This window comes from Parabacteroides sp. ASF519, from assembly GCF_000364265.2.
GTDB lineage: Bacteria > Bacteroidota > Bacteroidia > Bacteroidales > Tannerellaceae > Parabacteroides > Parabacteroides goldsteinii.
The window spans coordinates 2,905,510-2,922,062 of sequence record NZ_AQFV02000006.1 but is presented as its reverse complement, the minus strand read 5'-3'; the positions used below and the strand labels follow the sequence as shown (position 1 = coordinate 2,922,062).

The 16,553-nt window shown below is 35.4% G+C and carries 13 protein-coding genes; 5 read left to right on the top strand and 8 right to left on the bottom strand.

Annotation, left to right across the window (positions count from 1 at the left end):
* Positions 1-139: 139 nt before the first annotated feature.
* Genes C825_RS11500 through C825_RS11490 form a run of 3 tightly spaced genes read left to right on the top strand, consistent with a single transcriptional unit; the run spans position 140 to position 3,471 of the window.
* Positions 140-1,432 carry a glycosyltransferase gene (locus tag C825_RS11500; RefSeq protein WP_010802557.1) on the top strand — a complete coding sequence of 431 codons (1,293 nt, stop codon included), beginning with the start codon at positions 140-142 and terminating at the stop codon, positions 1,430-1,432.
* 11 nt (positions 1,433-1,443) lie between these two features.
* The gene (locus C825_RS11495; RefSeq protein ID WP_007658597.1) at positions 1,444-2,790 is read left to right on the top strand and encodes a lipopolysaccharide biosynthesis protein; all 1,347 of its coding nucleotides are present in this window, start codon (positions 1,444-1,446) and stop codon (positions 2,788-2,790) included.
* Positions 2,791-2,799: 9 nt separating this feature from the next.
* Positions 2,800-3,471 (top strand): DapH/DapD/GlmU-related protein, encoded by a 672-nt coding sequence (locus C825_RS11490; RefSeq protein WP_010802556.1) that lies wholly within the window; start codon positions 2,800-2,802, stop codon positions 3,469-3,471.
* 88 nt (positions 3,472-3,559) lie between these two features.
* On the opposite strand, the gene C825_RS11485 is transcribed toward C825_RS11490, so the two are convergent.
* Genes C825_RS11485 through C825_RS11455 form a run of 7 tightly spaced genes read right to left on the bottom strand, consistent with a single transcriptional unit; the run spans position 3,560 to position 10,913 of the window.
* Positions 3,560-4,672, bottom strand: a complete 1,113-nt coding sequence (locus tag C825_RS11485) for a DUF1972 domain-containing protein (protein WP_010802555.1) — start codon at positions 4,670-4,672, stop codon at positions 3,560-3,562.
* Position 4,673: 1 nt separating this feature from the next.
* Complete coding sequence (locus C825_RS11480; protein WP_010802554.1) at positions 4,674-5,741, bottom strand: glycosyltransferase family 4 protein; 1,068 nt, start codon at positions 5,739-5,741, stop codon at positions 4,674-4,676.
* A gap of 7 nt (positions 5,742-5,748) precedes the next feature.
* Positions 5,749-6,417: an acyltransferase gene (locus C825_RS11475; protein ID WP_198287261.1), complete on the bottom strand. Its 669-nt coding sequence runs from the start codon at positions 6,415-6,417 to the stop codon at positions 5,749-5,751.
* A gap of 4 nt (positions 6,418-6,421) precedes the next feature.
* Positions 6,422-7,201, bottom strand: a complete 780-nt coding sequence (locus tag C825_RS11470; protein ID WP_010802552.1) for a glycosyltransferase family 2 protein — start codon at positions 7,199-7,201, stop codon at positions 6,422-6,424.
* On the bottom strand, positions 7,188-8,447 hold the full coding sequence (locus C825_RS11465) for an O-antigen ligase family protein (protein ID WP_010802551.1): 1,260 nt from the start codon (positions 8,445-8,447) through the stop codon (positions 7,188-7,190). The genes C825_RS11470 and C825_RS11465 overlap by 14 nt, the downstream gene beginning before the upstream one ends.
* A gap of 22 nt (positions 8,448-8,469) precedes the next feature.
* Complete coding sequence (locus C825_RS11460; RefSeq protein WP_010802550.1) at positions 8,470-10,053, bottom strand: GumC family protein; 1,584 nt, start codon at positions 10,051-10,053, stop codon at positions 8,470-8,472.
* A gap of 14 nt (positions 10,054-10,067) precedes the next feature.
* A complete protein-coding gene (locus C825_RS11455; RefSeq protein WP_007658606.1) occupies positions 10,068-10,913 on the bottom strand; it encodes a polysaccharide biosynthesis/export family protein in 846 nt (281 codons plus the stop codon).
* Positions 10,914-11,113: 200 nt separating this feature from the next.
* Between C825_RS11455 and C825_RS11450 the strand changes: the two genes are divergently transcribed.
* Entirely contained in the window at positions 11,114-11,968 is an 855-nt protein-coding gene (locus C825_RS11450; protein WP_010802549.1) for a CvfB family protein, read from the top strand.
* Positions 11,969-12,441: 473 nt separating this feature from the next.
* Here C825_RS11450 and lepA read toward each other — a convergent pair whose 3' ends face one another.
* Positions 12,442-14,229: a translation elongation factor 4 gene (gene lepA / locus C825_RS11445; RefSeq protein WP_007658632.1), complete on the bottom strand. Its 1,788-nt coding sequence runs from the start codon at positions 14,227-14,229 to the stop codon at positions 12,442-12,444.
* Between the two features lie 84 nt (positions 14,230-14,313).
* Between lepA and C825_RS11440 the strand changes: the two genes are divergently transcribed.
* Positions 14,314-16,482: a tetratricopeptide repeat protein gene (locus tag C825_RS11440; RefSeq protein WP_010802548.1), complete on the top strand. Its 2,169-nt coding sequence runs from the start codon at positions 14,314-14,316 to the stop codon at positions 16,480-16,482.
* The last annotated feature ends 71 nt before the right edge of the window (positions 16,483-16,553 follow it).

The window sequence follows — 16,553 nt, the reverse complement described above, 5'->3', positions numbered from 1 at the left end:
AAACAAATATGATAAAATCAAATTTATATCTCAATATTTGTTTTGTTGAGATTAATGAAGTTTCTTTGTAAAAGATATAGCTTTTAAACATCCTATTTTCATTTATTACATAGAAACTAGTAAAATAACAATTGATAAAATGAAAAAAATACTAGTATTGGCCTACTGTGTTTCTCCTACTCGCGGATCAGAATATGCCGTAGCATGGAATTATATAACCAGAATGAGTAAATATCATAAATTAACAGTTTTATACGGCATCTCTGGAGAACAGATGGGGGATATTACAGAATTAGAAGAATTCAAAATAAAAACGTCAATAAAAAACGTAGACTTTATACCAGTACACCATAGTAAGACAACTATAGCCCTCAATTATCTCAACAGGCGCCATATACTACCTTTCACTTATTATTTTGCATTTCAAAACTGGCATAAAGAGGCTTATAAAGTCGCTAAAAAATTAACAGAAAACGAAATTTTCGATTTAGTTCACTTGTTAGGCCCGATTGGCTACAGAGAACCCGGCTATTTATGGAAATTGAAACTCCCTTATATCTGGGGACCTATCGGTGGTATGAATAACTACCCTATTCAACTTTTACGTGCAACATATACTCTGAGAGGTAAGTTTTTTTTCTTACTTAGGACATTTCTAAATAAATTTCAATTAAAAACTTCATACCGGGTCAAACAAGCGTTAAAGAACAGTAATATGCTATTAACAGCTACTACAGAAAATCAACAATGCATTTTTAAATCCCACCATGCTCAAAGTACATGGTTACCAGAAAACGGTATTACCGAAGAAATCAAAAGAATATCAGATACTAAGTTTAAAGAAAAAGTGATTAATCTGATATGGATTGGAAGAATTGATGATTTTAAAGCTATAATAATTATCATCAAAGCTTTAGAAAACATAAAACAGGATAATTTACTTTTACACGTGGTAGGAGATGGCTTCATAAAAAAAGAAATGGAACAATATGCGATAAAGAAAGGAGTCAATCATCTAATCAAATGGCATGGAAAAGTTGCTCGAAAAGAAGTTTATACAATTTTATCACAAGCACATCTACACATAATAACAAGCCTTGGGGAAGCTAACACAACTGTTATTTGGGAAGCAATGAGTATGGGAGTACCCACTATAACATTAGACCATTGTGGAATGCATGACATAGTTTGTGAAAAATGCGGTATCAAAATACCTATAAAATCCTATGCACAAGTAATAAAAGACTTCTCCAATAAATTGAATGAGATAATGCAAACACCAGAATTATTAAAGGAGCTTTCAGATGGTGTATTAGAATGTGCACCTTATTTTCATTGGGATAGAAGAGAAGAATTTTGGAATAAGATATATGATCAGGCTATAAGTAACTATAAAGAAAAGATAACTGCAACATCATCTTTGAACTCATAATTATCAATAATATGAAGCTAAATATCAATAGTTTTTTCTCCGGAAACAATCGTTCTTCTTTAGTTAAAAAAAATATTGCCGGATCTATTGTAATCAAGGGGATCAGTATCTGTACTTCTTTATTATTAGTCCCATTAACATTAGACTATATAAATAAAGAGTTATATGGAATATGGCTAACATTGTCATCCATCGTTTTATGGTTAAACTTTTTTGATATAGGCTTCACTCTTGGTTTAAAAAACAAGTTAGCACAATCACTAGCCACCAAGGATTATTTAAATGGTAAATATCTTGTATCAACCACATATTATATGATGATTGTCATATTTTTACCTGTCTGTATGTTAATTTCAATTATTATACCACATATCAATTGGACTGCTATTTTAAACGTTTCTCACAATTACAATGAAGATATAATAAAAGTCATGTACATTTTAACAGCATCTGTTTTTCTTCAAATGTTTTTTAATGTATTAGGTGCTGTTGTCTCTGCTTACCAAAGAGTTGCCATGTCATCTCTTTTTATTATGCTCGGACAAATATTATCTTTGATCTTTATTTATATACTAACTAAAACTTTATCACCTTCTCTCATAGGGCTAGCTATAGCAATATCTGCTCCACCAATAATTATTCTGCTTATTTTTTCAATATATTTATATAAAGGAGATTTTAAAAAGATAGCACCTTCATATAAATATATTGATAAAAAAAAGATAAAAGAGTTATTTGGAATGGGAGTAAAATTCTTCATTATCCAAATTCAAGTAATTATTTTGTATCAATCTACAAACATCATTATATCTAATATTGCAGGACCTGAAGCTGTAACTGAATATAATATAGCATATAAATATCTAAGTGTAGCCGCTATGGTATTTAATATTATTTTAACTCCTTTATGGCCTGCTTTTACCGATGCATATACATTAAAAGATTTTCAATGGATGCGTAATATCTATAAAAAAATGTGCTATGTATATATTAGCGTTGTTATAGGAATTATCATATTAGTCCTTATATCACCTTATGTTTATCATATATGGATAGGAAACGATATTGATATATCAATAAGTATGACAGCCATAATTGCCCTATTTATTATTATTAATTCATGGGATTCACTTCAAGTTTTTATGATTAATGGAATAGGAGCTGTAAAATTACAATCAAGTGTTGTTATAATAGGATTATTATTTCATATACCATTAGCCTTTTACTTCGGAAATAGAATAGGAGCTAAAGGTGTCATACTTTCTATGATATGTATAAATATTATTTACTCTCTTATTTTTACGACACAGATAAACAAAATTATAAGTAAAAAAGCCTCAGGTATTTGGATAAAATAATAGAATTATATGAATCAGAAAATAAAAAAACATCTAAAGAAAAGATTTGCATCTATATTGAGAATTAAAGATGCCGTAAACACAATGCGCTTTCTGTATTTAAATGGACAAAAAAAACAAGATTTCGGACTTAGATCTGAAGAGTCCCCTATCTCTATGCCGGCACACATTTCCAATCCTCAAAATGTATTCATGCATGATCAAACACGAATTCAGGGATTTTCTAAAATTATCACGTATACCGGGAAATTTATTATGAAAAAATATTCAGGTGCAGCCCCCGGATTAACAGTCATAACCGGTAATCATATTCCTACTGTAGGTATACCGCATTTTATGTTACCCATTCTCCGGATCAACGAATCAGAAAAAAATGTTATAGTAGAAGAAGACGTATGGCTTGGAGCAAATGTAACATTATTATCCGGAGTTACCGTAGGTAGAGGTGCTGTAGTCGGTGCCTGTAGTGTCATATCAAAAAATGTACCTCCATATGCAGTTGTGGTAGGTAATCCGTTTAGAATTATAGCTTCTAAATTCACTATCGAAGAAATATTAGATCATGAAAGAATTTTATATCCTGAAAATGAAAGATTCTCCCAAGAATACCTTGAAGAACTTTTTTGCACTCATTTTTTTGATAAAAAATCAATAGGAAAAAGACTTGATCTCAATCTGTAAAAATAATATCAAACAAAAAACAGGCAATAATCCTAGTGTCTGTTTTTTGTTTGATATTATTTCTGAGCACTCCTATTTAATGCAAAACTCAAACTTTATCGAACGCTAACCTTTTTAATGCATCTTCAAATAAGGATTCATACATTGAGGCTATTTTTTCCCATGAATATTCGTTCTTAATTAACAAATAATTATTTTCTTTAAAATTCCGGACTTCGAATTCATCTATTTGATTTATAACATTTACAACATCTCGATCTGTTGAGAAAAACAAAGCATTTCCTTTCAAGACAGCCCTATTAAATACATTATCATGTGCAACAATCAATGCTTTACTTGCCATCGCTTCCAAAAGAGACGGATTTGTCCCACCTACAGAATGACCATGAAAGTAAGCTTTAGCATAATATCTCAGACTATCCAATATTTCTTTTTGATATAAACCTCCTACAAAATTTATATTCTCATTAGCATATTTATTTTTCAGATACCTTCCATATGGTGTGTCGTTATTGCCAATCACAAGAAATGGCAACTTTGAACCAGACATTAAATAACCGTCCAATACAGGCTCTATATTATTCTCTGGCTCAAGACGAGCTATCAGCATAAAATAATGATTTGGAGTTATTCCATATGCCTTAATACATTGTTCATCAAATACATCTACTGGTGTTGCCCCATATGCTATACAACATGAATCTACCCCAAATTCATGTTTATAATACTGTTGAATACCTATATTATCAGAAACCAAATAATGAGATTTTTTTACGGCTAATTTTTCTAATCTTTTTATTAGCCACCGAGTAGTACGATTCCACTTACTTCTCTTCCACTCTAAACCATCCATGTTGGTTATTAGAATAGGGGACTTACGTTGTCCCATCAAAAAGTAAGAAGGAGCATTACTATGATATCCACATTCCAATATGATATCAAAATCTAATTTCAGCGCATCCTTTAAACACAAATAATCATAAATAAAATTAGCAGAAGCCCCGATTGATTTCTCCGGACTATAAATCTTCCGAATCATCACACCATTGTAAGTATCCGATTGATAATAATGAAAATGTGGGTTATAAACAGTTACCTGATGCCCTCTTTTTACTAATGAAACCGATACACATTCAGCAAACTGCTCAAACCCTCCATAATTATTAGGTATACCTCTCGTTCCTAAAATTGCTATTTTCATCTCAAATTTCTTTTATTTGTGCTTCTATCTTATGTATCATATCGGCACGATTGAATAATAAAGATTTGTTCTTTGCATTTTTCGACAATCTTTCGTATTCTCCTGATTCAAATATATATATAATTTTTTCAATTACAGCCTCAATATCTCGGGAGTCAACTAAAAAACCATTATAATTATTTTCTACTAACTCAACAGGACCGCCTATCGGTGGAGCGATAACGGGCACACCGCAAGCCATTGCTTCCAGTAGCGTAAGTCCAAATGTTTCTATCCAAAGTGAGGGAATAGATAAATTTAAAACTAAATCGGCCTGATGTAAAAAATCAAATACCTTTTTTTGTGCCGGATATACATGTAAATTTACTGGTATATTTTGAAAAAAAGTAGCAGTCTCTTCCTTTGAACCATTTACAACTAAGGTAAAACGATATTGGGGTAATCGTTTAGCCAGTTCTACAAAAACATCGATTCCCTTATAACGCTTTAAAGAACATATCATTAAAATATTATAAGGTTTGCTTCTATGCTCTCTTGATTTTAAATTATTCAAAAAATCATCAGAAAGAGCATTATAGACAACTATAGAATTCATCTCTTTTTTTAAATATTGCTTTTGCAGATATTTAGAAACAAAAATTGTTTGTGTTGAAAATCGACGCCAAACTAATTCATAAAAATGATGTAATATATTAGGATTAACATATTTCTCATGTACATGATATATTACTGGGATGTTACATAGTGCAGCAGAAAATACAGCCCCTACAGGGCAAATTGTATTTACATAAAACAAAACATCCTTCTTATGGATATATTTCAATGAGGAGAAAAACATATATGTTTGAGCATATAACAACCATAACAGAGTTATTATTTTATTCTTTGTCCACTTATATCTAAACAGATGATTGACAACCCCCTCTAGTCCAGTCAAAAATCCGTCTGTATTAGAAGTATATAACTCAACCTGATACCCTTTCTCTACTAAGGCACGAATAACTAGAGATAAAACTCGTGGACTTCCACTATAATCATTATACAAATGAAAACATATAACTTTCTTCATTGACCACTTAATATTTTCGAAGTATTCTAGCAGGAACTCCTCCTATTACACAATGATCTGGAAATTCGCCTTTTACAACAGCTCCTGCCGCTATAACACACGAATTACCGACTTTTGTTCCGTCTAATATAGTAACTTTTGCCCCTATCCAACAGTTATTACCTATTACTATTCCTTTATGAGAAACACCCTGATTTTTAATCAACACTGATTTATCCTCAAAGTTATGGTTCTCTGGATGACAAGAAAAATAAGCACCTATAATACAATTATCGCCTATCTCCAAACCGCCAGCACCTCCCAGATTAGCATACTCTCCAATGCCAACATTATTGCCGATATGGATAAAGCCTGTAATATTCTGATAATTTTTAGAAACATGAATACTAGAATAGGCTGAAATTTTGACATTATTTCCTATACGAAGTGATTTTGGAGCCAATGCAGATATAACTGCTCCCTTTTCAACTAACAACATTTTCCCTAAATCCATATTCCTAAAATAGGACATGGAAACACCTCTTTCAACAAACAAGCTCAAACATACTCTTCCCCTAAATAAAGAATAAAACACCCCCCTTATTTTGCATAAAAATAAATGCATAATAAACAATATCAAAGTATAATCCGTAATATTCTCTGATAATGAAAACTGAGCATTTCTTAACCTCATCATTTTTTCAAACCAAAAAGATATACGCATGTTTAAAAACCCTCCATATTCTTATTTTGATTAAAAACAAATAATAGTACATATACTTTTCTGAAGCTAAGGCTATTCGACCGAATAAGCTTCTTTTTGTATGAACATTCGCAATTTTACAAGTTTCTTTAATAGCCTTTCCACTTAAACTTATACCTCCCATTCTCATATGTGCAACTACTTTCTCAAAAAAAAGAGTTTTCAAACGATTTTCCTTTCTCGCAAGAAATTCATAATCAGCACATATTTTATACTCAAGGTTAAAAAGACCTGTTTCATCAAACAATTGCCTATTATGCAAAGAAGCTACATGAGCTACATTCATTGCCTTTGAAAAATCTTTCCAATTCCATGCCGATCCCAATCGGCAGAACACACGTCCTGAAGAATCTACATAATTTACCCAGGCAGATACATAATCAATTTTCGTACAATCCGTTTTAGCTAATGCATCCTTGTAAAAAGAAATAGTATCCGGGCACAAAATATCATCAGCTCCTATAAACAAGATCCATTCTCCACAGGAAGCCTTAACACCTTTATTCCAAGCATCATAAATTCCTTTGTCTTTTTCATGTATATAAATATCTATTATATCCATATTTTCCTGAACTATCTCACGAGTTGCATCCGCTGAATTTCCATCAACGACTATCAACTCGACCTCCTCTGCCTTTTGCGATCGTATACTGTTCAGACATGCATTCAATGTCTCAGCAGCATTATATGTAGCTATTATAATACTAAACTGTTTCATTTTGCGTCTTTTTATATTCATTTTTCAGCATAGAATATGTATAGCCTGCCAATACTATTAGATAACAAGATTCACCTGAGAAAAAGCCATTTACGACTAACATTGAGAAGTTAAAAGATAATAAGGCAGAAAACAATAGAAAGAAGACGAATTTCAAGTCCGGATTCCCTTTTGAATAAACATATCCCTTATAAAGCAACATACAAGAAAACAATAAAACGAGGGTAAGCCCTATCAAACCAGTCTTTATCAATAAATAGGCAAAACCATTATGAAATATTGGAATATCATTAATTGTCAATCCAGGCATAATTAATCCATATTCCAAATAGATAGTTTTTCCAAAGCCAAAACCTATAATCTTATGAAATGTATCTGCACTCATAAAAGCTTTAATTGCTTCAAACAGTTCATAGGCTCGCCAATTGTATAAAACCGAATCATAATCATCAAATGATTGAACAAACATTTCTGTTATAGAATTACGCATCTTCTCTGCTAGGAAATTATTGCCGTTCAGCAAAACGGCAATAATACTCACCAATCCTGCCAAAATAATCACAAACAAATAATTCCCAATTCGCCTGTATTTTTGTATAAAGTTATAATAAAGTAATGGCACCAGGAATAAAAGCAATGTAAAATAATATACACGTGACGCAAAATAATAAATTGTTAAACAGTTTATTCCAATAAACAAAAACCAATATAAATTACTTATTTTAAAATCTTTCAAATATTGCTTACCCAAAATAACAATGACTATAGCTAATACTGGCGAAGGAGTTCCTGTCCCAATTGAATAACGTGTATCCTCTGCATCCGCAACAAATAACGTATTAAACTCCAATGTTATTTGCATAAAATAAATCAAGGAATAAATAGTCCCGAATAAAACAGTAACAAGTAAGAACTTTTTTAATGATATATATTTATATGTAAAATGTCCAACAATAAAAGCCGAAATAGGGCACAAAAAATATGCAACATCACGTACGATATGCGTTATTTGATATCCTGTTGCTACTCTTGTCCCCAGTATCAACAAAACGGCTAAGGGAATAAGAATTTTAAAATTTCTTACTTCCCTTATATTTTTACATAAAAAATAACAAGCTACTAAGTCTAATAAAACAAAACGGGCTATCTGAAATCCATATCCTACTGCCGCCAGTAAAAAAAGACATAGAATCAGTATCCAATAATCTATATTTCTACTTGTTGAAAAAACTCCAGTACTTTCCATTAATTAAACTTCTGAGGAAATATTACAGATCTTTCATTAGACTCTTACCTGTCAAGATAATAATAGGAATAGCTAATGACAATATCAATGCTATTGAAAAAATAAATAATTTATTAGGCTTTACCGGCTCACTTAAACTATAAGCTTCATCAATGATCTTAGCTTTATCCATAGTTGTTGCTAATTTTAAAGCAGACTCTTCTTTCTGTTGTAACAAATATAAATACAATTCTGATTTTATCATTTGCTGACGTTTAATATCCAAGAACTCTCTTTCCTGAGTTGGCATCTTTTTAATACGAGTGAGAAACTCCCGTTCCTGCTTTACCAGATCTTGACGTGCAAAATTAAAACCTGCCTTAATACTCTTAAATGTTTCCAACACGTTATTACGCATAATCTCTATCTGTTCATTTAAAAGTTGGACATTCGGGTTATCTTCAGTTGTCGTATTCAACAATCTGATACGTGCCAATAAATAATCATTATATTGCTGCAAACCTTCAGACGCTGTTTTTTCCGTTACCCCCAAGTTAAATGGAGCCAAAGCATATTTATTTGCAGGATCCTTAAGAAAATCTTCAATCAAACTTACTGTAGCAAACTGAATTTCTGAATCGATCAGCTTTTCCTTAAAATCACCGTTCTTTGTCAATAAAATCTCAGCCTCTGTTTCCAGATCCGTTAAGTTATTATCTATCTTATACGCTTCCAACCGTCTTTCTATCTGATCCAGTTCCCTTTCATTAATAGCAATGCGTTGATCATAAAAAACACTCGAACGTTCTGCCGATATATTTTTATCTTTCAAGCCTTCTTCATTATACTTACGAATAATTGTATTCAAAAGAGCTTTTCCTCTACGAACATTTGTCTCTTCAATACTCAAATTAATACCATTTGCTTTTTTCTCTTTGATAGAGACAAGCAAATCCTTCATTAACGATTCCGTAGCAACATCATACCCACTGAAAACAATTTTCATAGACTTCACTGGATTCTTCTCGAAGTAAGATGTTTTTTCTATTAGAAAATCACCATAGCCATCCGTTTTAAGAACAGTAGGAAAAGTAGCTGAAGTAACTTCACCTATCGTTGACCACCCTTTCTTTGCTTTAACTTTTACAGAGCCATTAGATTCGACCTTCAATTTAAAAGTGATTTGGCTAGTAAATGTTTCAGCTAAGCTATCTTTAGACGTTACAGTAAAAGGAGAATCTCCAAAATAATCAACCTTGGAAAAGAGACCTCCTGAAGTATAACGGGTATTAAGTCCCAATTCTGCAACTGATTGACGAAGTAGCGTATATGAGTTGATTAACAATAATTCATCATCAACAGATGCTCCACCTACACCTAAAGAACTTCCGAAAGAAAATCCTTGTAGCATAGAAGACATTGCAGCACTGGCTCCCCCCTTCTCTGACTCTGTTTTTATTAATACATTTGCATCTACTTGATATACAGGCTGTGTTATCCAAACATATAAAACAGACAATGTTACACAAACAACTACTGATATCAAGAACCATTTCCAATAATGAAAAGCTTCCTTTATTCCTTTAAACAAATTTAAAGGAGTATCTTTTACTTCTGTATTTTCCATAAATATTACGTTATTTATCTTCTACTTATTGCTAAAACGATACTTGTCACGGTAGAACATACACTCACTATTGCGGTAACAATAGAAAGAGAGAATTGATCTGTTTGACTATAGCGGGAGTTCTTCTTTCTCTTATCATTTGGTTCCACATATACTACATCATTTTGCTGTAAATAGAAATCAGGGTCAATCAAAAAATCACTGCTTGTCACATCATAAACTATAATTTGCTTTACCCCATTAATATCCCGAATAACTTTTACATTTTTACGGTCCCCAAATATAGTCATATCACCAGCATACCCTAAAGCATCCAGAATTGAAACACGATCTGTTCCAATCGAATAACTACCGGGTCTATTCACTTCACCCAGTACAGTTACCTTATAGTTAATAATATTCAGGTTTACAATAGGATCTTTTACATATTGCCGAATTTTATCCTGAATTAAATTTATAACATCTTGCTTCCGCATATCAGAAATCTTCAGCTCACCGAGCACTGGAAAATTGATCATTCCAGAAGCATTTACCGTATATGTTTGCATTGCCTGAGATGATGCAATATCTTTGGAACCAGAAGCAGAACCTCCCACAGTCGAATTAGAAATGACCCCTCCTTCCTTAACAAAAGATACCAATGGTAAATTAAAAGGAGCAACAGCTAAAGGGTCTGTCGAAGATACTGAAATAGTTAACACATCTCCCACCTTAATCATCGGATCAATATAATTCTTCATTTGAGCTATTTGCTCTGCTGTTATATCGTTCCCCTTTTGAAAATAAGTAATATCTTTAGGGACAGCGCAAGATCCCATTAAGATAATAAACAACACTGCCGAAGCTAATTTCAATCTCATAATTTTGTTTTTCTTCAAATAAGTTGCAAATATACGACTTTTAGTTCAACCCCGGACCATATAAGTGTGTTCTTCTAGTCCGAGTTACATCTATAACGATGCATTTGTTAATATATTGCTGCATGATGAAGTAAAAATATAGGAGATTTTATCTCTCTTTCTTGAATTATCATGTACTTTTGTCCCAAAAGAAACAGATTATGCTTGAAGTAGGAAAATATAACACGCTAAAAATAGTAAAAGACCTGGATTTCGGGGTCTACCTGGACGGGGGTAACGGGAAAGAGATACTTCTGCCGGCCCGTTATGTTCCAAAGAACGTAAAGCCGGGGGATGAAGTGGAAGTCTTTATTTATCACGATAATGAAGGAAGGCTGATCGCTACGACAGCACGACCGCTGGCTACTGTCGGCGAATTCAAATTCATGGAAGTCAAATCGGTTAATAACACGGGGGCTTTTCTGGAATGGGGGCTGATGAAGGATCTGCTCGTCCCTTTCAAAGAACAAAAGATGCCGATGCGCGAAGGCAGGTGGTATCTGGTATATGTCCATCTCGATCATATCACCGGACGTATCGTGGCTTCTGCACGTATCGACAAGTATCTGGACAATGTAATGCCCGAATATACCTTCAATCAGGAAGTAAACTTACTGGTGGCGGATGAAACGGAGATCGGTTATAAAGTTATCATTAATAACCTGCATTGGGGATTGGTATACTATAATGAAGTCTTTCGTCGCCTGGAAAAAGGAGAAGAGATTAAAGGCTACATCAAAGAAGTCCGCGAAGATGAAAAAATAGACGTAAGCCTCGTTCCGCTGGGCTATCAGAAAATAGAAGGACTGGCCGGAACCATTCTCGAATCGTTAAAAAGTCAGGGAGGATTTATCGCTGTACACGACAAAAGTGACCCGGAAGTCATTCAATCACTTTTCCAATGCAGCAAGAAAAGCTTCAAACAAGCGATCGGTGCCCTTTACAAACAGCATCTTATCACGTTAGAAAACGGCGGCATAAGTTTAGCAAAAAAGCAGGATCAAACAGACGAATAGCACTACATTTAACTAAATATCAAACATTTACGAGTGACGCCGCCTTATACATGCAGCGTCACTCGTTTTATTATTAACTTTTTCCGGCACAAGTCATTTCTGATAAAGTCCGATACCCTCCCGAAAGAGCCTAATACTTTACAAGATGTTTCTTATTGAATACTAACTTGTTTTTTAGATTCAAACCTATATGTTTTTAATCTTTCGACCATGGGCAACTTCAAATTTGACCTAGGTCAACTATAAATTCGACCTGGGTCAACTACGTATTTTACCTGGGTCGAATGATTAAGAAGTTATAACTTTACATCTAATTATATACTAGTAAAGGGGTTAAGGTAAATAGTATGATCGCTAAAAAATAGAGGCAATGATACCAAACAAAAAGTGACACCGTCCTAAATAGCCAGCGTCACCTTCTACATATTGATAATTAATAGCTTCGTACTTACAATTCTTTTTTGAAGCTATTTTTAGTCTAACTTTAATACAGCAAGGAATGCCTTCTGCGGAACTTCTACCGATCCGATCTGCTTCATTCGTTTCTTACCTTCTTTCTGTTTTTCCAGCAATTTACGTTTACGTGAAATATCACCACCATAACATTTGGCTGTTACATCCTTACGTACTGCCTTGATCGTCTCACGGGCAATGATCTTCGCTCCGATAGCTGCCTGGATGGCAATATCAAACTGCTGGCGAGGTATCAACTCCTTCAGTTTTTCACACATACGACGGCCGAATGCCACACTATTATCCACATGTGTCAATGTAGACAGGGCATCCACCGGCTCACCGTTCAACAGGATATCCAGCTTCACCAGTTTACTCGGGCGGAAATCATGGATATGGTAATCAAAAGAGGCATATCCTTTAGAGATACTCTTCAGTTTATCATAGAAGTCGATCACAATTTCCCCTAAAGGCATATCATAATGAATCTCCACACGATCGCCTGAAATATATTCCTGTTTCAGCAAAATACCACGCTTACCCAGACAAAGTGTCATGATCGGACCGATAAAAGTCGTGTTCGTTATGACAGAAGCACGAATATACGGCTCATCGATATGATCGATCAATGTCGGTTCCGGCAGTCCGCTAGGGTTATGAACTTCTATACAATTACCTTTTTTATCATATACTTTGTAGGATACGTTAGGTACTGTCGTGATCACATCCATATTGAATTCACGGTCCAGACGTTCCTGGACAATCTCCATATGCAACAATCCCAGGAATCCGCAACGGAAACCAAAACCCAGAGCGGCAGAACTTTCCGGCTGGAATGTCAGGGAGGCATCATTCAATTGCAGTTTCTCCAATGACGCACGCAGATTTTCAAAATCTTCGCTGTCGATCGGATACACACCGGCAAACACCATCGGCTTCACTTCCTCGAAACCGGCTATACCAGCCTTTGCCGAACGGGCTACATGAGTTATAGTATCGCCGACCTTTACTTCTTTTGATGTTTTAATACCGGAAATGATATAACCAACATCACCGGTTCTGATTTCACTGCGTGGTGACATTTCCAGCTTTAATACACCGACTTCGTCTGCATCATATTCCTTTCCTGTCGCGATAAACTTGACATGGTCTCCTTTTCGGATCACGCCGTTCACCACCTTGAAATAGGCAATAATGCCACGGAATGAATTAAATACGGAATCAAAGATAAGACACTGAAGCGGTGCTTCCGGATCTCCTTGGGGAGCCGGCACCTTTTCAATGATCGCATCGAGGATCTGAAAAACACCTTCACCGGTCTTACCGCTTGCCCGGATAATATCTTCACGTGGACAGCCCAACAGTTCAACGATCTGATCTTCCACTTCATCCGGCATGGCACTAGGAAGATCGATCTTATTCATGACCGGGATGATCTCCAGATCATTTTCGATCGCCATATACAGATTGGATATAGTCTGTGCCTGGATTCCCTGGGCGGCATCGATAATCAGCAAAGCCCCTTCACATGCAGCAATAGAGCGGGAAACTTCGTACGAAAAGTCGACGTGTCCCGGCGTATCGATCAAATTCAGGATATATTCTTCACCTTTATAATTATATTTCATCTGAATGGCATGACTCTTGATCGTAATGCCTCGTTCGCGCTCCAGATCCATATCATCGAGGACCTGCGCTTGTAAGTCTTTGCCTTCGACTGTCTTGGTATATTCAAGCAAACGGTCAGCCAAAGTACTCTTACCATGGTCAATATGAGCAATAATACAGAAATTGCGGATATTCTTCATGTGCTAATTTATTTTAGGTGTGCAAAGATAGGAATTTTAGGTCAAAAACTATACTTTTGGCATACCATTTGTTGTTAATATTATATGACACTACAAGAAATAAATAAAGCTTACAACCGTATTATCGGTTCATTAGATAGCAAGGAATTAAAGAATGCTTTTGATTCCATTCAGGCACTCATTTCCGGAAGCCGTGAAATATCATTCCAGGACAAATTGAATGAGTTGCAGGATACATATAAATATATGTTGCGTTATCGCATCGAAGGGGCCAAAGATCCGATGCAGGAACAGATATATAACAAGATCCAGACCTCCTCATACGAGTTGGCCGACCGGATCAAGCATAAAGCAATGGCAGTTGAATCGCCTTTGGCCTTCTATAGCCGGCGCAGGAGTTTGCAAGTCCAGCCTAACGTGACTTTCGAGAACCTCCACCTCCAGCTAAGCAAGCATTATGCGACAGGAAACAGGGCCGAATATGACGCCATGCTCATTGTCCTGTTCAATAAGATATGGGTCTCCGATCCTTTCACGGTTGAAGATGCAGCTGTTATAAAGAATATTCTTTTCGATAACGAACTTCCGTTTACGGCAGGCTGTCAGATTGTTTCATCGCTGACGCTCGGATTACAGGCAGCTTTCGACCCGGAAAAAATGATGTTATTGTTTGATGCGGCAAATCATGGGAACGAAGAGATCAAAGTACGTGCGCTGATCTCCATCCTGCTTACATTATATACTTATAGAAAAAGAACGGCTCTTTATCCGCAAATAATAAACAGGCTGGATGCTCTTTCCGAGGTTCCCGGCTTCACGAAAGCTATACGGACCATCACACTGCGTTTTATCCTGGCCCGTGAAACAGAAAAGATTACTCGGAAACTACAGAATGAGATCATTCCCGAAATGATGAAACTGAGTCCTAAGATCAGCAATAAAATAAATCTGAAAGACATTACCCCGGAACAGCTTGGAGAGGAAATGAATCCGGAATGGGAAAATATATTTGCCGACAGTTCGCTGGGTAAAAAGATGGAAGAATTCAGTGAACTGCAACAGGAAGGTGCCGATGTCATGCATTCTACCTTCGTTCATTTGAAGAGTTTCCCCTTCTTCCGCGAACTGAGTAACTGGCTTTTGCCATTTACGACAGAACATTCATCGTTCGGGGATCGTTTTAACCAGAACAATGGTGAAAAACAGATGCTGGACTCCATGACGCTGGCAGCATTCATGTGCAATTCCGATAAATATTCATTATACTTCAGTATGATGCAGTTGCCTGAAGAAGCTAAAAAAATGATGATGAATCAGTTTGACAGCCAGGCTACTGAAATGATCCAACAGAATAAAGAAGAACTGATCAGTAAACGGGGCAAACTGGAGACGATTACAGGACAATATATACAAGACCTGTACCGCTTCTTTAAAATATATCCGGGACACCTGGATTTCAACGACATTTTCACATTGCCTCTTGACTTTCATAACCTGGATATTTTGCGTCCTTATATCTCCGATGAAGAAAGTCTGAGTACGATTGCAGAATACTACCTGCGCAAAAACTATTTCAGTGATGCTCTGACCATCTTCAACCAATTGGCTGAGACGAATCAGGAGAGTGATATACTTTTCCAGAAAATAGGCTACTGTAAGCAAATGAATGATGATTTACAAGGAGCTCTCGATGCTTATCTGAGGGCAGACCTTTTAAATCCGCAAAGCAAATGGGTGATCCGCCGAATTGCCGGTTGCTACCGTTCGCTGAAAGAACCGGAAGAAGCATTAAAGTACTATCGCCGGTACGAGAAGCTGAACCCAGATAATTTATCTATTACAATCAGTATCGGACATTGTTACCTGGAACTCAAAAACTACAGTGAAGCATTGAAATGTTTCTTCAAGGTTGATTATATGGATAGCAATAGCAAGGCATGGCGTCCTATAGCCTGGTGTTCGTTCCTGACCGGTAAATATGACCAGGCACGCAATTATTACAAAAAGATATTGGCTGATCAACCCAATACGCAGGACCTGCTAAATGCCGGCCATACGGAATGGGCTCTGCAAAATATAAAAGGGGCTATAGAATTCTACAGGCAGGCTATAGAAAAAGAAAACGGGAATTTCTATAAGTTCCAGGAAGAATTCAATCAGGACATCCCGGATTTAATCGTGGCCGGTATAGAAGATTCAGAAATATCTCTGATGATGGATCAGTTGAGGTATGTACTAAATGATTCTTTATAAAATAGACTATAAACAACATACAGATAATACAGATCAGGCAGATTTACATGGATTCTTTACCATGTAAATCT